The 22,270-nt window shown below is 69.3% G+C and carries 22 protein-coding genes; 13 read left to right on the top strand and 9 right to left on the bottom strand.

Going from position 1 to position 22,270, the window contains the following annotated elements:
• Nucleotides 1-20: 20 nt before the first annotated feature.
• Both QMX85_RS14105 and QMX85_RS14100 read right to left on the bottom strand, forming a co-directional pair.
• On the bottom strand, nt 21-476 hold the full coding sequence (locus QMX85_RS14105) for a GNAT family N-acetyltransferase (RefSeq protein WP_282341908.1): 456 nt from the start codon (nt 474-476) through the stop codon (nt 21-23).
• Nucleotides 477-536: 60 nt separating this feature from the next.
• Nucleotides 537-1,571 carry an NAD(P)-dependent alcohol dehydrogenase gene (locus QMX85_RS14100; RefSeq protein ID WP_282341859.1) on the bottom strand — a complete coding sequence of 345 codons (1,035 nt, stop codon included), beginning with the start codon at nt 1,569-1,571 and terminating at the stop codon, nt 537-539.
• A gap of 177 nt (nt 1,572-1,748) precedes the next feature.
• Between QMX85_RS14100 and QMX85_RS14095 the strand changes: the two genes are divergently transcribed.
• Complete coding sequence (locus tag QMX85_RS14095; RefSeq protein ID WP_282341906.1) at nt 1,749-2,318, top strand: pseudouridine synthase; 570 nt, start codon at nt 1,749-1,751, stop codon at nt 2,316-2,318.
• 186 nt (nt 2,319-2,504) lie between these two features.
• On the opposite strand, the gene QMX85_RS14090 is transcribed toward QMX85_RS14095, so the two are convergent.
• From QMX85_RS14090 to QMX85_RS14070, 5 genes are all read right to left on the bottom strand, one after another.
• Nucleotides 2,505-2,711, bottom strand: coding sequence for a DUF2788 domain-containing protein (locus QMX85_RS14090; protein WP_090226054.1), 207 nt, complete (start codon nt 2,709-2,711; stop codon nt 2,505-2,507).
• Between the two features lie 153 nt (nt 2,712-2,864).
• Nucleotides 2,865-3,344 carry an Lrp/AsnC family transcriptional regulator gene (locus QMX85_RS14085; RefSeq protein WP_090226057.1) on the bottom strand — a complete coding sequence of 160 codons (480 nt, stop codon included), beginning with the start codon at nt 3,342-3,344 and terminating at the stop codon, nt 2,865-2,867.
• A gap of 347 nt (nt 3,345-3,691) precedes the next feature.
• Complete coding sequence (locus tag QMX85_RS14080; RefSeq protein ID WP_282341855.1) at nt 3,692-5,224, bottom strand: apoptosis inducing factor family protein; 1,533 nt, start codon at nt 5,222-5,224, stop codon at nt 3,692-3,694.
• Nucleotides 5,225-5,290: 66 nt separating this feature from the next.
• A complete protein-coding gene (locus QMX85_RS14075; RefSeq protein WP_282341853.1) occupies nt 5,291-6,184 on the bottom strand; it encodes a cation diffusion facilitator family transporter in 894 nt (297 codons plus the stop codon).
• A 49-nt stretch (nt 6,185-6,233) separates the two neighbouring features.
• The gene (locus QMX85_RS14070; protein ID WP_090226064.1) at nt 6,234-6,653 is read right to left on the bottom strand and encodes a polyribonucleotide nucleotidyltransferase; all 420 of its coding nucleotides are present in this window, start codon (nt 6,651-6,653) and stop codon (nt 6,234-6,236) included.
• Between the two features lie 208 nt (nt 6,654-6,861).
• Between QMX85_RS14070 and hrpB the strand changes: the two genes are divergently transcribed.
• Nucleotides 6,862-9,381 carry an ATP-dependent helicase HrpB gene (hrpB, locus tag QMX85_RS14065; RefSeq protein WP_282341847.1) on the top strand — a complete coding sequence of 840 codons (2,520 nt, stop codon included), beginning with the start codon at nt 6,862-6,864 and terminating at the stop codon, nt 9,379-9,381.
• Nucleotides 9,382-9,449: 68 nt separating this feature from the next.
• Here hrpB and QMX85_RS14060 read toward each other — a convergent pair whose 3' ends face one another.
• Both QMX85_RS14060 and QMX85_RS14055 read right to left on the bottom strand, forming a co-directional pair.
• A complete protein-coding gene (locus QMX85_RS14060; RefSeq protein WP_282341844.1) occupies nt 9,450-10,208 on the bottom strand; it encodes a transporter substrate-binding domain-containing protein in 759 nt (252 codons plus the stop codon).
• 118 nt (nt 10,209-10,326) lie between these two features.
• Nucleotides 10,327-10,980, bottom strand: a complete 654-nt coding sequence (locus QMX85_RS14055; protein ID WP_282341843.1) for a YciC family protein — start codon at nt 10,978-10,980, stop codon at nt 10,327-10,329.
• A gap of 195 nt (nt 10,981-11,175) precedes the next feature.
• Between QMX85_RS14055 and QMX85_RS14050 the strand changes: the two genes are divergently transcribed.
• From QMX85_RS14050 to QMX85_RS14000, 11 genes are all read left to right on the top strand, one after another.
• A complete protein-coding gene (locus tag QMX85_RS14050; RefSeq protein ID WP_282341841.1) occupies nt 11,176-11,892 on the top strand; it encodes a DUF2076 domain-containing protein in 717 nt (238 codons plus the stop codon).
• A gap of 75 nt (nt 11,893-11,967) precedes the next feature.
• The gene (locus QMX85_RS14045; RefSeq protein WP_282341839.1) at nt 11,968-12,444 is read left to right on the top strand and encodes an NYN domain-containing protein; all 477 of its coding nucleotides are present in this window, start codon (nt 11,968-11,970) and stop codon (nt 12,442-12,444) included.
• A 96-nt stretch (nt 12,445-12,540) separates the two neighbouring features.
• A complete protein-coding gene (gene yedA / locus QMX85_RS14040) occupies nt 12,541-13,422 on the top strand; it encodes a drug/metabolite exporter YedA (RefSeq protein ID WP_282341838.1) in 882 nt (293 codons plus the stop codon).
• Between the two features lie 91 nt (nt 13,423-13,513).
• A complete protein-coding gene (locus QMX85_RS14035) occupies nt 13,514-14,863 on the top strand; it encodes a DEAD/DEAH box helicase (protein WP_282341836.1) in 1,350 nt (449 codons plus the stop codon).
• Between the two features lie 574 nt (nt 14,864-15,437).
• On the top strand, nt 15,438-16,259 hold the full coding sequence (locus QMX85_RS14030) for a LuxR C-terminal-related transcriptional regulator (protein ID WP_282341834.1): 822 nt from the start codon (nt 15,438-15,440) through the stop codon (nt 16,257-16,259).
• Nucleotides 16,260-16,344: 85 nt separating this feature from the next.
• Nucleotides 16,345-17,463 (top strand): ABC transporter ATP-binding protein, encoded by a 1,119-nt coding sequence (locus QMX85_RS14025; protein WP_282341833.1) that lies wholly within the window; start codon nt 16,345-16,347, stop codon nt 17,461-17,463.
• Nucleotides 17,464-17,512: 49 nt separating this feature from the next.
• Nucleotides 17,513-18,655, top strand: a complete 1,143-nt coding sequence (locus QMX85_RS14020) for a spermidine/putrescine ABC transporter substrate-binding protein (protein ID WP_282341832.1) — start codon at nt 17,513-17,515, stop codon at nt 18,653-18,655.
• A gap of 72 nt (nt 18,656-18,727) precedes the next feature.
• Complete coding sequence (locus QMX85_RS14015; RefSeq protein ID WP_282341830.1) at nt 18,728-19,621, top strand: ABC transporter permease; 894 nt, start codon at nt 18,728-18,730, stop codon at nt 19,619-19,621.
• A 1-nt stretch (nt 19,622) separates the two neighbouring features.
• On the top strand, nt 19,623-20,432 hold the full coding sequence (locus QMX85_RS14010; RefSeq protein ID WP_282341828.1) for an ABC transporter permease: 810 nt from the start codon (nt 19,623-19,625) through the stop codon (nt 20,430-20,432).
• Between the two features lie 33 nt (nt 20,433-20,465).
• Nucleotides 20,466-21,935: an aldehyde dehydrogenase family protein gene (locus QMX85_RS14005; RefSeq protein WP_282341826.1), complete on the top strand. Its 1,470-nt coding sequence runs from the start codon at nt 20,466-20,468 to the stop codon at nt 21,933-21,935.
• A 75-nt stretch (nt 21,936-22,010) separates the two neighbouring features.
• A partial coding sequence (locus QMX85_RS14000; RefSeq protein WP_282341824.1) for an alpha-hydroxy-acid oxidizing protein occupies nt 22,011-22,270 on the top strand: 260 nt, incomplete at its 3' end.

The raw sequence follows: 22,270 nt of genomic DNA, 5'->3' as shown, positions 1-22,270 counted from the left end.
CGGCCCGCGCCGGAGTCCCCTCAGCGGGCCGGCGCTTCCTCGAGGCGCAGATGCAGGATCGGGAAGGGCCGCCCGCCGCCGTCCAGCGGCGAACGGCCTGCGACGACGAACCCCTGGCTCAGGTAGAACCCCAGCGCGCGGGGGTTCTGTTCGTTGACGTCGACCTCGGTCGCGCCCAGGCGTTCGATGGCGTCGCGCAGTAATGCCGTGCCGATGCCATGGCCGTGCACACGCGGGTCGACGAAAAGCATCTCCACCTTGCCCTCGGCATAACCGAGAAAACCGGCGACCCGGCCATCCGCGGCACGGATGCAGCTCAAGCGCAGCTGCGGGAAGTACTGCCCAATCAACAGCGGCTTGAGCAACTGGATGTCGGCCTCGTCGAGAAAGTCATGGGTGGCGCGCACCGCGGCCTCCCAGATCTCGAGCATGTGCGGGAAGTCGTCGGCGGCGGGCGTTTCGATCGGGTTCGGCATGGCGTGCAACGCAGGGTGGAAAACAAGGGGGCGGATCATGCCGCGGTCCGCCCCCTTCTGTCATTTGCTGGCGTCGAGCACCACGCGGTAGCGCGCCTTGCCGGCGCGCAGGTGGTCGATGGCGACGTTCACCTGGCTCATCGGGAAGTGCTCGACCTGCGGCACGATGCCGTGGCGGGCGCAGAATTCCAGCATGCTGGCCATGGTCGCCGGCGACCCGACCGGCGAGCCGGACAGGCTCTTCTGCTGCGGGATCAGGCTGAACACGTGTACCGGGATGGCGCTAGGCACGATGCCAACGAAGTGCAGGCGACCCTTGGCGTTGAGCGTGCCGAGCAGGGCGTTCCAGTCCAGGTCGGCGCTGGCGGTGACCAGCAGGAAATCCAGGCTGCCGGCGATCGACTTCATCGCCTGGCTGTCGGTGGAGGCCACCACCTTGTGTGCGCCCAGGCGCTGCGCTTCTTCCTGCTTGCTCAGCGACGAGGTGAACGCCGTGACTTCGCAGCCCCAGGCGTTGAGGAAACGCAGCGCCAGGTGGCCGAGGCCGCCGATGCCGACCACGCCGACGCGGTCGGTGGGCTTCACGCCGAACTCCAGCAGCGGGCTGAAGACCGTGGAGCCGGCGCAGAACAGCGGGCCGGCGAGGCTCGGGTCGAGGCTGTCGGGCAGGGCGATGGCCCAGGCCCAGTGCGCGCGCACCCGGTTGGCGAAGCCGCCGTTGCTGCCGACGATGGTCGGTTTCACCGTGCGGCAGAGCTGGTGCGAGCCCTCCATGCACGAGCTGCAGTGCATGCAGCTGCCCTTGTACCAGCCGATGCCGACGCGCTGGCCGAGCTTCAGGCCGCGGGTCTGCTCGCCGAGGCGGACGACGGTGCCGACCACTTCGTGTCCGGGCACGAAGGGATAGCGCGCGTTGCCCCACTCGTTGTCGATCATCGACTGGTCGGAATGGCAGATGCCGCAGTATTCCACGGCGACTTCGACGTCCTCGGCGCCCAGCGGGCCGGGGCTGAATTCATGGCGTTGCAGCGGCTCGCCGGCGGCCATCGCGGCCCAGCCGGTGAAGGTGTCGAGTACGGATTCGGAAGTGCTCATGCCAGGCCCTCGCGGTGGATTGGAACGTCCGGGGTAGCATAGCCGGCTGCCAGGCGCACTGGGCAGCAGCATAAGCGGCGGCAATAGTCGGGGCGTGCCTCGGTTACACTTCGCCTCCCATCGCCCCCTGGAATGTGCATGCCCCGTCCGCCCCGCTCGCGCGCGACTCCCCGACGGGTGGCCAAAACGCCGCCCGCCGAGCCGCGCCTTATCGTGCTGAACAAGCCGTTCGACGTGCTCACCCAGTTCCAGGACGAAGCCGGCCGCGCGACCCTGAAGGATTTCGTCACGGTGCCCGGCGTGTACCCGGCCGGTCGCCTGGATCGCGACAGCGAAGGCCTGTTGCTGCTGACCAACGACGGCCGCTTGCAAGCGCGCATTGCCGATCCGCGGCACAAGCTGGCGAAGACCTACTGGGTACAGGTGGAGGGCGAGCCGAGCGAGGAGCAGCTGCAGCGTCTGCGCGACGGCGTTGCGCTGAACGATGGCCCCACGCTCCCTGCCGAGGCGCGGCGCCTCGACGAGCCGACGCTGTGGGAGCGCCATCCGCCGGTACGTTTTCGCAAGAGCGTGCCCACCGCCTGGCTCGAACTGGTGATCCGCGAGGGGCGCAATCGCCAGGTCCGGCGGATGACCGCGGCGGTCGGCCTGCCGACCCTCAGGCTGGTGCGCGTGCGGATCGGCGAGTGGACGCTGGACGGCTTGCAGCCAGGAGAGTGGAAGGATTTGCCGCTGCCGAAGGCTTGAGCGTGCCGGCGGTGCGCGGGGCGCACCCTACGCGAGGCCTGGCGAACCGACATAGGGTGCGCCATGCGCACCAAGGGCCAGAACGCTCTGTCGAGACCGCGACCCTCAGAGCGCACCCGGGGCAAGCCGCCCACGGATAGCGAAACGCACACGCACAACCGTAGGGCGCGCCATGCGCACCGGGGGCTAGAAGCCGCCTTCGAGGCCGGCGACCACCAGCGATTTGATCAGGAATCCGGCGACGCCCAGGCCCAGGGCGAGGAACAGGATCATGGTGCCGAAACGTCCCGCCTTGGACTTCTTCGCCAGGTCCCAGACGATGAAGGCCATGAACGCGATCAGCGCCGTGACCAGGCTGTACATCATTATTTCTTCGAACAGTTCGGGTTGCATCGGGATCTCCGGGAGGTGTGCCTCGCCCGCGCTCGGCAGGCGCGGCGCTCATGCCCTCGGCGCGGCGCCTGGCGCGCGGCCGGCGCAACGCGTCATGGACCACGCCGGCACGGCGAAGCGCGGCGATTATACGGCAAGCCCGCGGTCATCGGCTCAGCCGCGCAGGTGGCCCAGCGGCAGCTCGGTGCTGCCGAGCACCTGATCGAGCACGAAGGCGGAGCGCACGCTGGTGACGCCTTCGATGCGGGTGAGCTGGCCGAGCAGGAATTTCTGGTAGTGCTCCATGTCCTGCACCACCACCTTGAGCTGGTAGTCGGCGTCCATCCCGGTGACCAGGCTGCATTCGAGCACCTCCGGGCACTTGCGGATGATGTCCTGGAAATGCTCGAAGCGCTCCGGCGTGTGCCGGTCCATGCCGACCTGCACGTAGGCGGTCAGCGTCAGGCCGAGCTTCTTGCGATCCAGCAGCGCCACCTGGCGGCTGATGTAGCCGTCGTCCTCCAGTTGCTTGACGCGTCTGGAACAGGGCGACGGCGACAGGCCGATGCGCTCGGCCAGCTCCTGATTGGAGATGCGCGCGTCGCGCTGCAATTCGGCGAGGATGCGCAGGTCGTAGCGGTCCAGCTTGTCCATTTTTTAGGGGCTCTTTGGTTTTATTGCTCGTGATCATGCATGTGCGAGCTTTAATTGCGCAAGTGGTGGCGAGATGGGCAATTTTAGCAATCACCTGTCGCCGCCGCGGGCGTACGCTTTACCTCAGTTTCAAGGCCCGGACGAAATGTCCATCCGGCCCGCTCAATCAGGCGGGTTGGCGCCGACGGTCCCACCGGGCCGCTCTGGCACCCGGGTCCGCACTGCCCAACCAGGCGGGCGACGAAAGCGGCGATATCCTCGCCAGTACCGGACGCGCAGTAAAAGGGGGAAGACCGGACGGTCTTCCCCCTTTTGTTTGGGCGGCGTTCGGGGCGAAACCTTCGCCCTCAGTCCGGATTCGCGCGAATCAGCCGCAGCGCCTCCTCCACGCCGAGCGGCCGGCGCATGCGTTCGGCCAGCAGGGCCATGGCGCGCTGGCGCTCGCAGCCGACGGCGGCGGCGACCTGGTCGCCCTGGCGGAGCAGGGCGAGGAACTCGAGGCGTTCCGGTTCCCCCTCGTAGACCAGCTCGTCCCAGCGCTTGGCATGGCCGAGGTAATCGATGCGCTTGCCGAAGTGGAAGGTCCAGAAGAACGGCACATCGTTATAGCGCGCATCGCCCCCGAGCATGTTCTGCGCGGCGATGCGCGCGTGCTGCTGCGCCAGGCGCCAGTGCTCGATGCGTGTCGGCTCGCCGGCGTAGGGAAAGCGCGCGATGTCACCGGCCGCCCACAGCCCGTCGGCGGCGCGCATGCCGGTGTCGACCGGCAGCGCGCCGTCCTCGTCGAGCAGGGCGTCATCGAGCATCGCAGTGACCGGGCTGACGCCCACACCGAGCAGCACCAGCTCGGCCGGCAGCTGTTCGCCGTTGTCCAGCAGCACGCCGTGCACCCGCTCGTCGCCGTCGAAGCGCAGCACCTCGGCGCCGCGGTGGAAGATCACCCCGTTGTCCTCGTGCAACTGGCCGATGGCCGCGCCGATGCGTTCGCCGAACGCGCTGGCGAAGGACACCCGATGGCGCGCGATGACACTCACCACCAGGCCGCGCTGGCGCAATGCCGACGCGGCTTCCAGGCCGATGAAGCTGTCGCCGACGATCACCGCGCGGGTGCCTGGCCGGGCCGCCTGCAGGATGGCCTCGGCGTCCTCGCGCGAGCGCAGCAGGAGCACGTTGTCCAGGGTCGCACCCGGCAGCGGCAGGCGCTGCGGCTCGCCGCCGGTGGCCAGCAGCGCGGCGTCGTAGTCGAAGTGGCGGCCATCGAGCAGGCTGGCCCGGCGCGCGGCGGCGTCCAGCTGCACGACTTCGCCGTGGATGCGCTGGATGTCCTGTGCGGCGAAGAATGCTTCGTCGCGCAGCGCCGGCACCTCGGCGGGCGGCACCTCGCCGGAGAGGACGAATTTGCTCAGTGCGGTGCGGTCGTAGCCGGGTCGCCGCTCCCGGTCGATCAGCAAGAGTTCGCCGGCGAAACCCTTCTCGCGCAGTGCCGCGGCCGCGGCGGTGCCGGCCGCCCCGGCGCCGATGACGATGAAGCGGCGTGCGTCCTCGGTGGGTTCGACCGGCGTTTCCGCCAGCGCCTGGCTACCGACGCGCACTTCCCCGTCGACCACCTCCACCGGATAGCGCTTCAGGCCATCGAGGGCGGGCGGCTCGCAGAGGCTGCCGTCGGCCACGGCGAAGGCCGCCTTGTGCCAGGGGCAGGTAAGCCGGCCGTTGCACACCGCGCCCTGTTCCAGCGGCGCGCCGGCGTGCGGGCACTCGGCCTGGTAGGCGTGCACCGTCTCGCCGGTGCGCAGCAGGAGGATCCTGGTTTCGCCGATTTCGACGCGTGTGCCTCGGTCCTCGCGCAGGTCGGCTAGGCGGGCGACGGGATGGAGTGACATGGGCTTCCCCTCAGCGGGCGTTCTCATGAGGTATGCCTGTTTGGAGTCCGCCCGCGTCGGAGGGGTTCAGTGCCGCCGTTGGCGCGCCGCGTTCGGCGGGTCGGCGTGAACCAGCACCTCGGCGCGCGGAAACTCCTGGCGGATCGCCGCTTCGGCCTGGTCGCAGAGCGCATGGCCTTCGTCCAGCGACAGCCCGCCGGGCAGCTCCAGGTGCAACTGGACGAACCAGTGGGTGCCGGACATCCGCGTGCGCAGGTCGTGGGTGCCGAGCACGCCGGGCACCGCGCAGGCCAGCTCGTGCATGCGCTGGCTGATCTCGACCGGCAGTTCCTCGTCCATCAGCACCGAACAGGCACCGCGGATGATGCTCGTGGCGCTGTAGAGGATGTACGCGGCGATGCCCAGCCCGAACAGCGCATCCGCCCGGTGCAGGCCGGCCTGGGCGAGTAGCAGCGCGGCGAGGATGCTGCCGTTGAGCAGCAGGTCGGAGCGGTAGTGCAGGGCGTCCGCGGTGATCGCGGTAGAGCCGGTGACCTGCACCACGTGCCGCTGGAAGCGCAGCAGGGCGAGCGTCGCCAGCAGCGACACGACGATCACCGCCAGGCCGGCGCCGGTGGCTTCCAGGGGCTGCGGGTGGGCGAGGCGCTGCACGCCCTGGTAGCCGACGAAGACTGCGCTGGCGCCGATGAATACGCCTTGGCCGAGCCCCGCCAGCGCCTCGGCCTTGCCGTGGCCGTAGCGGTGGTTGTCGTCCGCCGGGCGCAGCGCGTAGGCGACGGCGAGCAGGTTGAGCAGCGAGGCGGCGCCGTCGAGCAGCGAGTCGGTAAGGCCGGCGAGCAGGCTCACCGAACCGCTGAACCACCACGCGACGGCTTTGGCGAGGGCCAGCGACAGCGCCACGGCGAGCGCGGCGCGGGTCGCCAGGCGCATCAGCCGGGCATGGCGTGCGTCGATGATCATCGGCGTTCGGTCGGCAGGGCGGCCCGTCGCCGCGCGGCTCGCTGCGGCATCACGCGGCCGGGCGCAGGCCGTAGGCGGCCAGTTGTTCGAGGCTGCCGCTGTGCTGGATCAGCCGCGGGTCGTCGAGCGGCAGCGTGCGGCCGGTTTCGCGGGCGATGATCGCCTTGAGCTTCTGCTTGTCGACGCTGCCGTCGGCGCTGATCGCGTCCTGCAGTTTTTCCGGCGCCACCGAGTAGTGCTCGTTCGGTGCCAGGTAGATCGCGCCGGTGGCGAAGTCGATGCCGAAGGCGATTAGCCCGGGGATCACGTAGAAGAGGATGCCGACGGCGTCGAGCGCGGCGACCAGCGGATCGATCCGGCCTTCGATCTGGCCACGGCGGTCGGGGAAGAACAGGGTGCCGCAGGCGCTGAGCTGGGTGAGCAGGGTGACGGCGAGAGCGCCGCCGATGATGCGGTTACGCATGAGCATGAAGGACCTCCAGGGAAAGCAGTGCGCCACTATATCAAGCGCCGGGGGGCGTTTTCCGCAGGCCGTACAAAGGTTTTCCTGCAACCTGTGTCGCCCCCTGTGAGACCGCGGCGGCGCGCCAGCGTTTCTTCGCCGGTGGACGAACCCACGGCCGCGCCGCATACCCGCGCGGCGCGCTTATAATCCGCTCCCCCGTTCCGGAGCCGCCATGCACGCCCTGCCCATCGATGCCATTCTGCCCGCCCTGCGCGAGGCGCTGAGCCAGCGCCACGAAGCCGTGCTGGAGGCGCCGCCCGGCGCCGGCAAGACCACCGGCGTGCCGCTGGCGCTGCTTGGCGAAGCCTGGCTCGCCGGGCAGACCATCCTGATGCTCGAACCGCGTCGCCTGGCAGCGCGCGCGGCGGCCGAGCGGCTGGCCGCCGAACTGGGCGAAGCGGTAGGTGAAACCGTCGGCTACCGCATCCGCTTGGAGTCGAAGGTCGGCCCGCGCACCCGCATCGAGGTGGTCACCGAAGGCATTCTTGCGCGGCGCCTGCAGGACGATCCGGCGCTGGAGGGTGTCGGCCTGGTGATCTTCGACGAGTTCCACGAGCGCAGCCTCGACGCCGACCTGGCCCTGGCGCTGACCCTCAACGGCCGCGAGCTGCTGCGCGAGGAGCCGCCGCTGAAGGTGCTGCTGATGTCGGCGACGCTGGAGGGGGAGCGGCTGTCGGCGCTGCTCGGCGCCGCGCCGGTGGTCAGCAGCGATGGCCGCATGTTCCCGGTGGACACGCGCTGGGGGCGTCCCGCGCAGCCGGGCGAGTGGCTGGAGCCGCGGGTGGTGCAGACGGTGCTGCAGGCGCTGGACGACGAGCCCGGCAGCCTGCTGGTGTTCCTCCCCGGTCAGGCCGAGATCCGCCGGGTCGCCGAGCAGCTTGGCGAGCAACTGCACGGGCGAGCCGATGTGCTGCTCTGTCCGCTGCATGGCGAACTCGACCTCGCCGCCCAGCGCCGCGCCATCGAGCCGGCGCCGAGCGGGCAGCGCAAGGTGGTGCTGGCGACCAACATCGCCGAGACCAGCCTGACCATCGACGGCGTGCGCGTGGTGGTGGATGCCGGCCTGGCGCGGGTGCCGCGCTTCGACCCGGCCAGCGGCATGACCCGCCTCGACACCCAGCGCATCTCGCGGGCCTCCGCCACGCAACGCGGCGGTCGCGCCGGACGGCTGCAGCCGGGCGTCTGCTACCGGCTCTGGTCGCAGGCGCAGCATGAGCAACTGGCCGCCCACGCAACCGCGGAAATCCTCCAGGCGGACCTCGCCGGCCTGGCCCTGCAACTGGCGCGCTGGGGCGTCGAGCCGGAGCAACTGGCCTGGCTCGACCGTCCGCCCGCCGCGGCCTACGCCCAGGCCCGCGAACTGCTCGGGCGGCTCGGTGCGCTGGCCGACAACGGTGCGCTGAGCCGCCACGGCCAGGCCATGGCCGAACTGCCGGCGCACCCGCGCATCGCCCATCTGCTGCTGCGCGGCCAGGAGCTGGGGCTTACCGATCTGTCCTGCGACCTTGCCGCGCTGCTTGGCGAGCGCGACATCCTGCGTGGCGAAGGCGCCGACCTGCACCACCGTCTGGCCCTGCTAGCCGGGGAAACCCGCGCCGCGCGCTCGGCGCAGCACGGCGTGCAGCGCGCGCGGCAACTGGCCAGGCAGTTTCGCGGCCTGTTGCGGCGGGCGCCGGTCGAGCCGCGCGAGGATGCGCAGGACCCGCGCTGGCTCGGCTGTCTGCTGGCCTTCGCCTATCCCGACCGCATCGCCCGCCAGCGCCGGGCCGGTGGCGCCGAGTACCGCCTGGCCAATGGCCGCGCGGCGCAGTTCGGCGAGGCCGATGCGCTGATGAAGGAGCCCTGGCTGGTGGTCGCCGACCTCGGCAGTCGCCAAGGCCAGCGCGAGGAACGCATCTACCTGGCGGCCGCGCTCGACCCGACGCTGTTCGAGGGGCCGCTGGCCGAGCAGGTCGCCACGCTGGAAGTGCTCGACTGGGACGAGCGCGAAGGCGTGCTGCGCGCCGAACGCCAGCGGCGCGTCGGCGAGCTGGTGCTGGGTAGCGAGGCGCTGAGCGGCCTGGAGGACGCCGCGCGGGCGCGCGCACTGGTCGGCCTGGTGCGGCGCAAGGGTCTGGAACTGCTGGCCTGGACCCCCGAGCTACGCCAGTGGCAGGCGCGCATCGGCCTGCTGCGCGAGCTGGACCTCCAGGCCGGCGGCGCCAGCGAATGGCCGGATGTCGGCGATGCGGCGCTGCTGGCGAGCCTGGAAGACTGGCTGGCGCCATACCTGGGCAAGGTCTCGCGGCTCAGCCATTTCGCCGCGCTGGACCTGGCCGGGATACTTCAGGGGCTGCTGCCCTGGCCGCTGCCGCAGCGCCTCGACGAACTGGCGCCGAAAGCCCTGGAGGTGCCGTCCGGCTCGCGCATCCGCCTGGACTACACGGACTTTCCTCCGGTGCTCGCGGTGCGTCTGCAGGAGCTGTTCGGTCTGGCCGACACGCCGCGCATCGCCGGGGGCCGGCTGGCGGTGAAGCTGCACCTGCTGTCGCCGGCGCGGCGCCCGGTGCAGGTCACCCAGGACCTGGCGAGCTTCTGGAGCAACACCTATCTGGACGTGAAGAAGGACCTCAAGGGCCGCTATCCGAAGCACTACTGGCCAGACGACCCGCTGATCGCCGAGCCCACCGCGCGGGCCAAGCCGCGGCGCTAGGAACCCGTTCGAGCGTCGCGCCCGACCCGTACAGGGCTATGGCCGCTCGCGGGGTGGTGGGAACGCCGTCATTCCTTGCGCAGCTGCAGATCGGCGCCGGTCGCGCGCAGCGCCCGATAGGCCCGGTCGAGGTCGTCGCGCAGTTTCTGCGCGTTGGCGCTGCGCGCCGAAATGATGAACTTGATCGGCACCCGCGCCAGCGGCACAGACGGCGGTGGCGCGATACCCAGTTCCTTCGCCGCCTGGTTCACCGACTGGTCGTAGTCGAGCAGGAAGTCCCCGCGCCCGCGGTCGAGCATCAGCAGCGCGGCGGTGTGCGTGCTGGTGCGGTGCTGGCGCAACTGCAGCGCGGGGTCCTGCAGCGCCGCGTTGATCTGCGGCCAATAGGTGTAGCCGGTGATCAGAATGACATCGCGGGCGGCTAGGTCGCGGGGAAACGCCGGGGTCGGGCCGCCGGGACGGTAATAGAGGTTGAGGCTGATTTCCGCCAGCTGCTCGTTGGCTTCCAGGGTTTGGCCCTGAAGGTTGGGCTTGCCCGGCGAGCCCGGCCAGATGTCGATGCTGCCGTCGACCAGCCCGGCATAGAGGCGCGCGCTGGGCAGTTCGCGAAAGCTCACGCGGTAGCCGGCGTTGTGCAGCAGCAGGCGGGTGAGGTCGACCAGAGAGCCCCGGGCTTCGCCGCGGGCGTCGGCGTAGATCGCCGGCGGCGAGTTGTAGTACCCCACCTTGACCAGCTGTTGCGGCGGTTCCGGCGCGCGGCCGGCGAAGCTGGCACCGCAGAACAGCGCGCCGAGCAGGGACAGAAGCAGTCGTGGAGGTTTCGCCATCGGTTTTCGCTGCGGCCTGGGGCCGTCTTGTCATCCATCGACAGCGGAAGGCGCCGTCGTATCGACCGCAGTGTAATTCGGTTTTCGCGTCGGTAGCGGCGTTTTGCTATCGGATCGGTCAGCTTTTTTCTTCGATCAGCATGAAGAGCCGGAACATCGCCACGCTGGCGAACAGCTGCACGAAGCCGATCGCGCAATCGAGCAGCACGCTGGGCAGGAACGCCGGATCGTCGCCGAGCCAGCCGGACGACCAGGCGCCGAGCAGCCAGAGCGGCAGCATCGTGCTGAGCACCAGCGCGAGAATCTGCAGGAAGTGCCCCTGGGTCAGGCGATAGCTGTCGCGCAGCGCCGGCAGCGGCGGCATCCCGCGCAGCACCAGCAGGTACTCGGAGAACGCCAGCTTGACCATCACGAAGATCGCCGGCAGCACCAGCAGCGACATACCGAGCATGATCAGCAGGCTGGTGATCGCCGTGAGCAGTGCCAGCCGCGGCCACAAGCCCAGCGCGCCGGCCCAGAGCCGGGTGGTGCCGGGCGTTTCGCCACGGCTGCGGCTGTCGAGGAAGAGAATCAGCGATCCGGTGTAGAGCGGGTAGAACAGCAGCCCCAGCAGCACCTCGTAACCGGCCGACGGTTGCGTGCCGTCGACCGCCCGCAGCGCCTGGCGGCTGAGCGATTCGAGGGCCAGCGGCGGCAGGCAGAGCAGGGCGATGGCGCCCAGGTGGCGACTGAAGAAGAACCAGGAGTCACGCAGGATCGGAAGCGGATTCATCGAACTCGACGGGCATGCAGGGAAGGGCCGCCACTGTAGCGGAAGACCCGGAACAGGCCAAACGGCCTCGGTGCAGCGGGCGGGTTTACTCAACCTTTACGCGCGCCGGCGTTGAAATCGCCACGGCCAGTCGCACATTGAACAGGTGGCGGGCCCACCCGCAGACACCGAATTTCCACAGATCGGAGACGTGCCATGCAATCCGAAGAACAGCAGGTGATCGACGGACTCTTCAACCGCCTGAAGGACGCCGAGGCGCAGTCCGCTGCGCGTGACGCCCAGGCCGAGGCGCTGATCAACGAACACATCGCCCGGCAACCCGCCGCGCCCTACTACATGGCCCAGGTCATCCTGATTCAGGAGGCCGGCCTCAAGCGCCTGGACCAACGTGTTCGCGAGCTGGAGGCGCAGCTCGAACAGGCGCAGCGGCAGCGCCAGGCGCAGGGCGGTGGCGGTTTCCTCGCCGGGTTGTTTGGCGCCGGTCCGTCGCGCTCCGCGTCGCCGGGCGCGGAGGCGCGCGGCTGGAGCGAGCCGGGGCCACGCTCGTCCGCCGTGCCGCCGGCGAACCCGGCGGCGGGTGGTTTCGGCCAGGGCTATGCCCAGCCCCAGGCGTCCTCGCGCGGCACCGGCTTCCTCGGCGGCGCGCTGCAGACCGCCGCGGGCGTGGCCGGTGGGATGATGCTGGGCAACATGCTCACCGGCCTGTTCCAGCATTCGCAGCCGCAGGAAATCGTCGAGATCATCAAGGAGCAGCCGGCCGCCGCGGACAGCGCGCAGACCCAGGACTACGCCGCCAGCGACAGCGCCGACTACTCGGGCGGCAACGACTATCCGAGCGATGACGGCTACCAGGACGCGGGCCTGGACGACAGCGGTGGCGGCTTCTTCGATGACGACGACAGCTTCGTCTGAGCGCGACCAACGCACCGCAGGGCGGCGGCGAAGCGCGCATAATCGCGGTCCTTTGCCGCTGCCGTGGGTCATCCGTTGAAAAGAATCGCGCTGTTCGCCGATGTGCAGAACCTCTACTACACCGTGCGCCAGATCCACGGCTGCCACTTCGACTACACCGCGTTGTGGCGTGCGGTAGCCGGCCACGGCGAGATCGTCGAGGCCTACGCCTACGCCATCGAGCGTGGCGATCCCAAGCAGCAGCAGTTCCAGCAGATCCTGCGCAACCTGGGTTTCACGGTGAAGCTCAAGCCGTTCATCCAGCGCAGCGACGGTTCGGCCAAGGGCGACTGGGACGTCGGCATCACCATCGACATGCTCGACGCCGCGCCGCGCGTCGACGAAGTGGTGCTGGCCTCCGGCGACGGCGATTTCGACCTGCTGCTCGAGCGCGTCGCCCGTAACGGCGTGACCACCCGCGTCTACGGCGTGCCCGGCCTCACCGCGCAATCGCTGATCCGTTCCGCCGGCCACTACCACCCGATCGAGGGGGCACTGCTGCTGCGTCACTGAACGGGCGCCTGTATCGGTGCTCCGCTCGGCTTCTGTATCTGTCGGCGCGCGTGGCGCTGACGCAGAATCGGCGGCCCTTCGCCGTGAGCTCCGAGCATGTCCGCGCCTCGTTTTCCCCTGCTGCTGGTCGGCGCCTTCGCCGCGCTCTACCTGGTCTGGGGCTCCACGTACCTGGTAATCCGCATCGGCGTCGAATCCTGGCCGCCGCTGCTGATGGCCGCGGTGCGCTTCCTCATCGCCGGCAGCCTGATGTTCGTCTGGCAGCGCTGGCGCGGCGCGCCGCTGCCGACACGGCGCCAGTGGCTGGCGTCCGGGGCCGTGGGTTTTCTGCTGCTCAGTTGCGGCAACGGCGGCGTGACCCTGGCCGAGCACGGCGGCGTGGCGTCCGGCGTGGCGGCCCTGGCGGTGGCGACGATGCCGCTGTTCACCCTGGTATTCGGCCTGTTCTGGGGACATCGCAACACGCGCCTGGAATGGGCCGGGATCATCCTCGGGCTGGTCGGCATCGGCTTGCTCAACCTCGGTTCCAACCTCCAGGCCAGCCCGCTGGGCGCCGCCCTGGTGCTGTTCGCCGCCGCGGCGTGGGCGTTCGGCTCGGTATGGAGCAAGAGCCTCACGCAACCGGCCGGGCCGATGGCCAGCGCTGCGCAGATGCTGGTCGGCGGCGCGGTGCTGCTGGTTGGCAGCGTCGCCAGTGGCGAGCGCATGACCCAGGCGCCGACGCTGGCCGGCTGGGCGGCGCTGGCCTATCTGGTGCTGTTCGGCTCGATCGTCGCCTTCAGCGCCTACCTCTACCTGCTGAAGACCGTGCGTCCGGCGGCGGCCACCAGCTACGCCTACGTCAATCCGGTGGTCGCTGTGCTGCTGGGCATCGCCTTCGCCGGCGAGCGCATCGGCCATGAGGAGTGGCTGGCGATGGGCCTGATCGTCGGCGCGGTGGTGCTGATCGGGTTGCCGCAATGGCGGCGTGGGGCGTAGTCCCATCGGAAATACTGACGGTGCGCGCGGCGCACCCTACGACACCTCTGGGGTTAAACTGCGCGCCTCGTTCCGCTTCCCGGTTTTTCCCATGACCTTCGCTTCCCTCGGCCTGATCGAACCCCTGCTGCGCACCCTCGAGGCCCTCGGCTACCAGACGCCCACGCCGGTGCAGTCCGAGGCGATTCCCGCCGTGCTCAAGGGTCGCGACCTGATGGCGGCCGCGCAGACCGGCACCGGCAAGACCGCCGGTTTCGCCCTGCCGCTGTTGCAGCGGCTGACCCTGGAAGGCCCGCAGGTGGCGCCCAACTCGATCCGCGCGCTGGTGCTGGTGCCGACCCGCGAGCTGGCCGAGCAGGTGCAGCAGAGTTTCCTCGCCTACGGCGAGCACCTGCCGCTGCGCAGCTACGCGGTGTACGGCGGGGTCAGCATCAACCCGCAGATGATGAAGCTGCGCAAGGGCATCGACGTGCTGGTGGCGACCCCTGGGCGGTTGCTCGACCTGTACCGGCAGAACGCGGTGAAGTTCGCCCAGTTGCAGACGCTGATCCTCGACGAAGCCGACCGCATGCTCGACCTCGGCTTCTCCCGCGAGCTGGACGACCTGTTCGCCGCGCTGCCATCGAGACGCCAGACCCTGCTGTTTTCCGCGACCTTCTCCGAGGCGATCCGGCAGATGGCCGGCGAGCTGCTGCGCGATCCGCTGTCGATCGAGGTCAGCCCGCGCAACGCGGCGGCGAAGAGCGTGCGCCAGTGGCTGGTGACGGTGGACAAGAAGCGCAAGTCGGAGCTATTCCTGCACCTGCTGCGCAAGAACCGCTGGGGCCAGGTGCTGGTGTTCGCCAAGACCCGCAAGGGCGTCGACGAGCTGGAGGGCGAACTGCTGCGCAACGGCATCCGCGCCGACGCGATCCACGGCGACAAGCCGCAGCCGACGCGTCTGCGTGCGCTGCAGCGGTTCAAGGACGGCGAGGTGCAGATCCTCGTCGCCACCGACGTCGCCGCGCGCGGCCTGGACATCGACGACCTGCCGCTGGTGGTCAACCTCGACCTGCCGATCGTTGCCGAGGACTACGTGCATCGCATCGGCCGCACCGGTCGTGCCGGGGCTTCTGGCGAGGCGCTGTCGCTGGTCTGCGCCGACGAGGTGCAGTTGCTCGCGGCTATCGAAGTGCTGACCAAGCAGACCCTCAAGCGCGTCGAAGAGCCCGGTTTCGAGCCGGATCACCGGGTTCCGGCGACCGACGCTAGCGGCCAGGTGCTGAAGAAACCGAAGAAGCCCAAGCAGAAGAAGGACCCCGGCCCCGGCGGCAAGGTCCACCTCGGGCGCTGGTTCGACAACGACGAAAAGCCCGCCGCCAAGGCCGTGCGCAAGGCACCGGCCTTCGGCAAAGGCCCGGCGAAGGGCGCGCCCAAGGGCGGCAAGCCGAAGAAGCCGTAACGCAGGCGTTCTCGGCACATCGCCGCCGTCAAGGTCGGCGCATCCGTAGGGTGGGTTAGGCGCACCGTGTGGGGCCGGGCAATCGCGGTGCTTCCGGGCCGTAACCCACCAAGCGAGCTATCGCCGACCACCGCCCGGTGGGTTACGCGGCGGTGAAGGTGGGGGTGGGGTCGATTCCTCTTCACATCGCCGCTAACCCACCCTACGGTCGGGCTTGGCGCATCCGTAGGGTGGGTTAGGCGCACCGTGTGGGGCCGGGCAATCGCGGTGCTTCCGGGCCGTAACCCACCAAGCGAGGTATCGCCAACCACCACCTGGTGGGTTACGCGGCGGTGGAGGTGGGTGGTGTGGTTGATTCCTTTGCATATCGCCGCTAACCCACCCCACGGTCGAGGGGGCGCATCTGTGGGGTGGGACGGTTGCGTTACCTCGATTGGGGTCGGATGACCCAAAGCGGTGCGCGGGTCGGTCGCAGCGCAAGGGTGGATCGCGCTGCCACGGGGCTTGCGGAGGGCTGGCGCAGATCGTGCATTTTTTCGCCGCACCTTCGTCCAGCGGCCGAGCGAGATCGCCCATGCCCCATAAATTCCTCAAGCACTGGAGCTGCGGCATCGCCCACCTGTTGTCGCTCGAACCCGGTCGTGCGCGCCTGCGCGGGTTGAGCCAGTGGCTGCGGCAGGTCTGCCCGGTGGATCACTTCGTGCTGTTCGTTTATGAGGGCAATCACCGGCCGCTGGCGCTGTTCGACACCTTTCCCGCCGACACCCGGCACATCTACGTCGAGGATTACCAGGCCGGCCCCTACCTGCTCGATCCCTTCTACCTGGCCTGCACGCGCAACCAGCCCGCCGGGCTGTGGCGGCTGCGGCAGCTGGCGCCGGACCACTTCTACCTCGGCGAGTACTACCTGACCTACTACCAGCAAACCGGCCAGACCGAGGAAATCGCCTTCTTCGTCGACCTCGACTGCGGCGCCAAGGCGGTGCTCTCGCTGATGCGCAGCGTGTCCAGCCCGGCCTACTCGCGCGACGAGATGCAGATCCTCGAATGCGCCCGGCCGGTGGTCGAACAGGTGGTCCGCGAAGCCTGGCAATTGCGTCGCGCCGAGCGGCCGCGCCCGGCGCAGGACCTGGACTACAGCGTCCACGAAGCCTTCGCCCGCTTCGGCGCCGGGGTGCTAACCGCGCGCGAGCAGGAGATCGTGCGTCTGCTGCTGCGCGGGCACTCCAGCGCGTCCATCGCCGAGCTGCTGGCGATCAGCCCCGGCACGGTGAAGATCCACCGCAAGAACCTCTACGCCCGCCTCGGCATCGGCAGCCAGTCGGAGCTGCTCGGCCTGTTCATCCGCGAGCTGACGCTGCCCGAGCGTGCGGCGGACCTGCGCGCCACCGGCTGATCGCCTCTATCCCCCGGGGGATATATACGCGGCGCGAAGCCGGTTGATAGCGTGAACCCTGCAATGCAACCGCAGGGGAAGAAGCGTGAGCGAGTACGGGCAGTCCTTCGATATCGAGTTCCACGGCGTGGTCAAGCGCTACGGCGGCGTCACCGCCGTCGATGGCCTGAACTTCCGTGTCGCGCGCGGCGCCTTCCACACCTTTCTCGGCGGCTCCGGCTGCGGCAAGACCACCACCCTGCGGATGATCGCCGGCTTCGAGCAGCCCAGCGAAGGCCAGGTGCTGCTGGCCGGCCGCGACGTAGTCGGCGTGCCGGCGTTCCAGCGCCCGGTGAACATGGTGTTCCAGCAATACGCGCTGTTCCCGCACCTGTCGGTGGCGGAGAACATCGCCTACGGCCTGCGCTACCGCACGCCGCGTCCTGATCGCGCGCAGCAGCGCCGCCTGGCCGACGAAGCGCTGGAGATGGTGCGCCTGTCCGGCTTCGGCGCGCGCAAGCCGCACGAACTGTCCGGCGGCCAGCAGCAGCGCGTGGCGCTGGCCCGCGCGCTGGTCAACAAGCCCACCGTGCTGCTCCTCGACGAACCCCTGGCGGCGCTCGACCGCAAGCTGCGCAAGGAGATGCAGTCCGAACTGCTGCGCCTGCAGCGCGAGGTCGGCATCACCTTCGTGCTGGTCACCCACGACCAGGAAGAAGCGCTTTCGATGAGCGACTCGATCAGCATCATGCGCGACGGCAAGATCATCCAGACCGCCAGCCCGGAGGCGCTCTACGAGACCCCGGCGAACCGCTACGTGGCGGACTTCATCGGCGAATCCAACCTCTTCGACGGCACCGTGCGACGCCTCGACGGCGACCGCGTGGTGCTCGACACCGGCAATGGCCTGGAGCTCGCCAGCCCGGCGAGCGGCAGCGGCGCGCGGCTGTTCGCCGGCAGCGCCGCGTGCATCGCGGTGCGCCCGGAACTGATCGCCATCGGCGCGCTGAGCGCCCCGCCGAGCGCCGAGGTGCGCCTGGACGGCGTGGTGGAAGACCGCATCTACCTCGGCAACCTCACCGAGTACCGCGTGCGCACCGGCCCGTTCGGCGTCGTCTGCGTGCGCGTTCCACGCCAGGGCGGCGCGCCGCAGGGCGATTTCGAGCACGGCGCGGCGGTGAGCATCGGCTGGGACCAGGCCAAGGGCCTGGCGATGGCCGTCTGAACTGACGCTTCGACCCTTTTAGAACGACACGACGACCAGGAGACGGACGATGGACAAGAAGACTTTCATCAAGACCCTACGCAGCTGGCAGAACGGCTCGATCACCCGCCGCGACTTCCTCGGCCGCACCGGCCTCGGCCTGGCCGCCGCGGTGATGGCGGCGAACATGCCGGGGCTGCTGACCAGCCGCGCCTTCGCCGCCGAGAAGGGCAGTATGGGCGACCGCGTCAACCTGGCGACCTGGCCGAACTACCACAACCCGGAAAACTTCGCCGCCTTCGCCGAAGCCACCGGCGCCAAGGTGCAGATGAACGTGTTCGGCTCCAACGAGGAGATGCTCGCCAAGCTGCAGGCCGGCGGCAGCGGCTGGGACCTGTTCGTGCCGACCAACTACACCATCAGCACCTACGTCGAGCTGGGCCTGATCGAACCGCTGGACCTCGCGCGCATCCCCAACTTCGATCCCAAGGCCTTCGAGCAGCGCTTCATGGCCCAGGGCACGGTGGACGGCAAGGTCTATGCGGTGCCGAAGAACTGGGGCACCACCGGCATCGTCTACGACTCCAGCGCGCTGAAGACCCCGGTGGACAGCTGGAAGCAGTTCTGGGACCTGACCAAGACCAGCGCCTCGGGCCGCACCATCGTCCACGACTACCAGCTCACCGCCATCGGCAACGCGCTCAAGTACTTCGGCTACAGCTTCAACTCGCTGGATCCCAAGGAGCTGGCCGACGCCGAGAAGCTGCTGATCGACTGCAAGCCGCACCTGTTCGCGATCAACTCCGACATCCAGCCGTCGATGCGCAGCGGCGATGCCTGGATGGCCATGTGCTGGACCGGCGACGCCTCGCAGCTGCACCGCGACAACCCCGACATGCAGTTCGCCCTGGGCCGCGAGGGGGGCGAACTGTGGAGCGACTTCTTCGCCATTCCCAAGGGCGCCGAGCACCGCGATGCGGCCTACGCGCTGATCAACTACCTGCTCGATCCGGCGCACAACAAGCTGGAGGTCGAGGCCCACGGCTACCCGAGCGGCGACAAGCGCGTGGACGCGCTGCTGCCCAAGGAAATGCTCGAGGACCCGATCATGTACCCGGCCGCCGAGCTGCTCAGCCACCTGGAGTTCGGCGCCGCGGCGACCCTCACCAGCCCCGTGCGCGCCGAGCTGATGGCGCGCTTCAAGGCGGCGTGACGATGCCTGCTATTTCCGCCGGGGAAGGGGAGCCGAATGCCTGAGGTCCTGCCTATGCACGGGGATTCGCCAATGAACACCGCCGTCAATGCGCCGCCCGCCGGGGTGGCGCCAGCGCCGGGCCTCGGCCGGCGCGTCACCTGGCTCCTGCTGCTGCCCTCGACGCTGTGGTTCCTGCTGCTGTTGCTGATCCCGCTGCTGGTCATCCTGGTGTTCAGCTTCGGCGAACGCAGCTCGGTGGGCGGCTACGGCGGCGGCTTCACCCTCGACAACTACCTGGCGCTGGGCTCGCGTGCCGGCGCCTTCAGCAACACCCTGGTGCTGGCGCCGCTGGGCACCCTGGTGTGCCTGCTGGTGGCCTATCCGCTGGCCTACTTCCTGGCGGTGAAGGTGCGGCGCAACCGCTCGCTGCTGCTGACCCTGGTGATCGTGCCGTTCTGGACCAGCTTCCTGATCCGCACCTACGCCTGGATCTTCATCCTCGGCGGCAAGGGCATCCCGGCGCTGCTGGCGAGCCTCGGCCTGGAAGGCGTGCGGCTGATCAACACGCCCACCGCGGTGCTGGTGGGGATCGTCTACGGCTACCTGCCGCTGATGGTGTTCCCGCTCTACGTCAGCCTGGAGAAACTCGACAAGCGCCTGCTGGAAGCCTCCGGCGACCTCGGCGCGAGCCGCTTCGAGACCTTCCGCCGCGTCACCCTGCCGCTGTCGGCGCCGGGGATGATCACCGGCGTGATGCTGGTGTTCATCCTGCTGATGGGCGAGTTCCTGATTCCGGCGATCCTCGGCGGCGGCAAGGTGTTCTTCGTCGGCAACGCGCTGGTCGACCTGTTCCTGCAGTCGCGCAACTGGCCGTTCGGCAGCGCCCTGGCGATGACGCTGGTGGCCTTGATGCTGGCGATCATCCTGGTCTACCTGAAACTCGCGGCGCGCTTCGGCGGCGCCAGCCGCGACGGAGTGCTGTGAGATGTGGCTGCGCAGTTATTCGACGTCGCTGTACCTGTTCCTCTACGCGCCCATCGCGCTGATCATGCTGTTCGCCTTCAACGCCGGGCGTAGCGGGTTGTCCTTCCAGTGCTGCTCGGTGCAGTGGTTCGGCCGCGCCTTCGGCAACCCGTTCATCATGGAGGCGCTGGGCAACAGCGCGCTGATCGCCCTCTGCTCGGCGTTGCTCTCGACGCTGTTCGGCACCCTCGCGGTGTTCGGCCTGCAGCGTGTCGGCGGTCGCGTGCGGCGCTTCTTCGACGCGCTGACCTACTGCGCGATCATCGTGCCGGGAATCGTCATCGGCATCGCCACGCTAATCGCCTTCATCACCCTGTTCGACCTGCTCAACCCGCTGCTGCAGGCCATCGATCCAGCGCTGCCGCGGCTGCGCATGGGCTTCGGCACGGTGGTGGCGGCGCACTCGCTGTTCACCATGGCGCTGGTCATGGTCATCGTGCGGACCCGCGTCGAGGCGCTGGACAAGGCCCTGCTGGAAGCGTCGGCGGACCTCTACGCACCGCCGCTGTCGACCTTCTTCCGGGTGATCCTGCCGCAGATCGCCCCGGCGATCCTCGCCGGCTTCCTGCTCGCCTTCACCTTCAGCTTCGACGATTTCATCATCGCCTTCTTCGTCGCCGGCTCCGAAACCACCCTGCCGATCTACATCTTTTCCTCGATCCGGCGCGGCATCACGCCCGAGATCAACGCGCTGTCCACGGTGATCATCGCCGCCTCGCTGGCGCTGCTGGTGGCCTCGCGCTACCTGCAGAACCGCCAGCCCGGCGCCTGATCCGTCCTGCTTACTGCCCTGAAGGTGAACGCCATGCGCGACCAGTTGTACATCAACGGCCAATGGGTCGGCCCCGACCTGGGTGGCCGCTTCGAGACCCTCGATCCGGCCACCGAGGAACCGCTGCACAGCCTGCCGGCGGCGACCGAGGAAGACATCGACCACGCCGTGCGCGCGGCCCGCCAGGCGTTCCGCAACTGGGGCGAGAGCCGCGGCGCCGAGCGCGCGGCGTGGCTCGACCTGCTCGCCGACGGCCTGGAGGCGCGCCACGAAGAGCTCGCCGTGCTGGAAGTGCGCGACAACGGCAAGCCGCTGCCGGAAGCGCGCTGGGACGTCGGCGACGCGATCGGCTGCTTCCGCTATTACGCCGGCCTCGCCCGCGAGCTGGACGGCCGCCAGAACGAGCCGCTGGCGCTACCCGACGAGCGCTTCCGCTGCTCGCTGCGCTACGAACCGGTCGGCGTGGCGGGCCAGATCATCCCCTGGAACTACCCGTTGCTGATGGCCGCCTGGAAGGTTGCGCCGGCCCTGGCGGCAGGCGCCACGGTGGTGCTCAAGCCGTCCGAGCTGACCTCGCTGAGCGCGCTGGAACTGGCCGCCGCGGCCGACCGCATCGGCTTGCCGGCCGGCGTGCTGAACGTCGTCACCGGCCTCGGCGGCGAGGCCGGCAGCGCGCTGGCCGCGCATCCCGGGGTGGACAAGCTGGCCTTCACCGGCAGCGTTCCGACCGGCTCGAAAATCATGTCGGCGGCCGCCGCGGACATCAAGAACATCAGCCTGGAGCTGGGCGGCAAGTCGGCGTTCATCGTCTTCGAGGATGCTGACGTCGAGGCCGCGGTGGAGTGGGTCCTGTTCGGCATCTTCTGGAACCAGGGCCAGGTATGCAGCGCCACTTCGCGCCTGCTGGTGCACGAACGGCTGGCGCCGCGCCTGCTCGAGCGACTGGTCGAGGAAACCCGCAAGATCCGCATCGGCAACGGTCTGGAGGAGGGCGTGCTGCTCGGCCCGCTGGTCAGCCGCGGCCAGTACGACAAGGTGCTCGGCTTCATCGCCCAGGGCCAGGCCAGCGGCGCCCGACTGCTCACCGGCGGGCGCCGGCCGAGCGGCTTGGAGCGCGGCTACTTCGTCGAGCCGGCGATCTTCGACGAGCCAGACGTGGACAGCATCGTCTGGCGCGAGGAAATCTTCGGCCCGGTGCTCTGCGTGAAGCGCTTCCGTAGCGAAGAGGAGGCGATTCGCCTGGCCAACGACAGCCGCTTCGGCCTGGCCGCGGCGGTGATGTCGGCCGACCCGGCGCGCGCCGCGCGGGTCGCCAACCGGCTGCGCGCTGGCATTCTGTGGATCAACTGCTCGCAGCCGACCTTCAGCGAGGCGCCCTGGGGCGGCATGAAGCAGAGCGGCATCGGCCGTGAACTGGGCCGCTGGGGGCTGGACAACTACCTGGAAGTGAAACAGGTCACCGAGTACATCAGCCCCGAGCCCTGGGGCTGGTACCTGAAGTAGGCGCTGCCGCAGGTCATCGACAGGCGCGGGCGCGGCGGGCAGGATGCGCCTTCCGTCCCGTTGCGAGCCATTCCCATGTCCGTGTCGCTGATTCCTGCCGTGTACAGCCTCGACGACTTCGAGCAGCGCGCCGCCGCCTGCATCGAGCCGGGCTATTGGGCGTACCTGCAAGGTGGTGCGGCGGACGAGGCGACGCTGCGGCGCAACCGCGAAGCCTTCGCCGAGATTCGCCTGCAAGGGCGCGTGCTGGCCGACCTGGGCGGGGCCAGCACGCGCTGCGATCTGCTCGGCCAGACGCTGTCGATGCCGCTGCTGCTGGCGCCGGTGGCGGCGCA

Source organism: Pseudomonas sp. PS02288 (assembly GCF_029959715.1).
Classification (GTDB): domain Bacteria; phylum Pseudomonadota; class Gammaproteobacteria; order Pseudomonadales; family Pseudomonadaceae; genus Pseudomonas_O; species Pseudomonas_O kuykendallii.
Note: the sequence above shows the minus strand (reverse complement) of the source record. Positions and strands in the feature narration are given on the sequence as shown.

Coding starts and splice junctions, on each gene's coding strand:
- QMX85_RS14020 (WP_282341832.1), top strand. CDS start 17,513: ATGGACAAGAAGACTTTCATCAAGACCCTACGCAGCTGGCAGAACGGC.
- QMX85_RS14030 (WP_282341834.1), top strand. CDS start 15,438: ATGCCCCATAAATTCCTCAAGCACTGGAGCTGCGGCATCGCCCACCTG.
- QMX85_RS14060 (WP_282341844.1), bottom strand. CDS start 10,208: ATGGCGAAACCTCCACGACTGCTTCTGTCCCTGCTCGGCGCGCTGTTC.
- QMX85_RS14015 (WP_282341830.1), top strand. CDS start 18,728: ATGAACACCGCCGTCAATGCGCCGCCCGCCGGGGTGGCGCCAGCGCCG.
- QMX85_RS14100 (WP_282341859.1), bottom strand. CDS start 1,571: ATGAGCACTTCCGAATCCGTACTCGACACCTTCACCGGCTGGGCCGCG.
- QMX85_RS14105 (WP_282341908.1), bottom strand. CDS start 476: ATGCCGAACCCGATCGAAACGCCCGCCGCCGACGACTTCCCGCACATG.
- QMX85_RS14085 (WP_090226057.1), bottom strand. CDS start 3,344: ATGGACAAGCTGGACCGCTACGACCTGCGCATCCTCGCCGAATTGCAG.
- QMX85_RS14035 (WP_282341836.1), top strand. CDS start 13,514: ATGACCTTCGCTTCCCTCGGCCTGATCGAACCCCTGCTGCGCACCCTC.
- QMX85_RS14050 (WP_282341841.1), top strand. CDS start 11,176: ATGCAATCCGAAGAACAGCAGGTGATCGACGGACTCTTCAACCGCCTG.
- QMX85_RS14075 (WP_282341853.1), bottom strand. CDS start 6,184: ATGATCATCGACGCACGCCATGCCCGGCTGATGCGCCTGGCGACCCGC.
- QMX85_RS14080 (WP_282341855.1), bottom strand. CDS start 5,224: ATGTCACTCCATCCCGTCGCCCGCCTAGCCGACCTGCGCGAGGACCGA.
- QMX85_RS14090 (WP_090226054.1), bottom strand. CDS start 2,711: ATGCAACCCGAACTGTTCGAAGAAATAATGATGTACAGCCTGGTCACG.
- QMX85_RS14055 (WP_282341843.1), bottom strand. CDS start 10,980: ATGAATCCGCTTCCGATCCTGCGTGACTCCTGGTTCTTCTTCAGTCGC.
- hrpB (WP_282341847.1), top strand. CDS start 6,862: ATGCACGCCCTGCCCATCGATGCCATTCTGCCCGCCCTGCGCGAGGCG.
- QMX85_RS14005 (WP_282341826.1), top strand. CDS start 20,466: ATGCGCGACCAGTTGTACATCAACGGCCAATGGGTCGGCCCCGACCTG.
- yedA (WP_282341838.1), top strand. CDS start 12,541: ATGTCCGCGCCTCGTTTTCCCCTGCTGCTGGTCGGCGCCTTCGCCGCG.
- QMX85_RS14010 (WP_282341828.1), top strand. CDS start 19,623: ATGTGGCTGCGCAGTTATTCGACGTCGCTGTACCTGTTCCTCTACGCG.
- QMX85_RS14070 (WP_090226064.1), bottom strand. CDS start 6,653: ATGCTCATGCGTAACCGCATCATCGGCGGCGCTCTCGCCGTCACCCTG.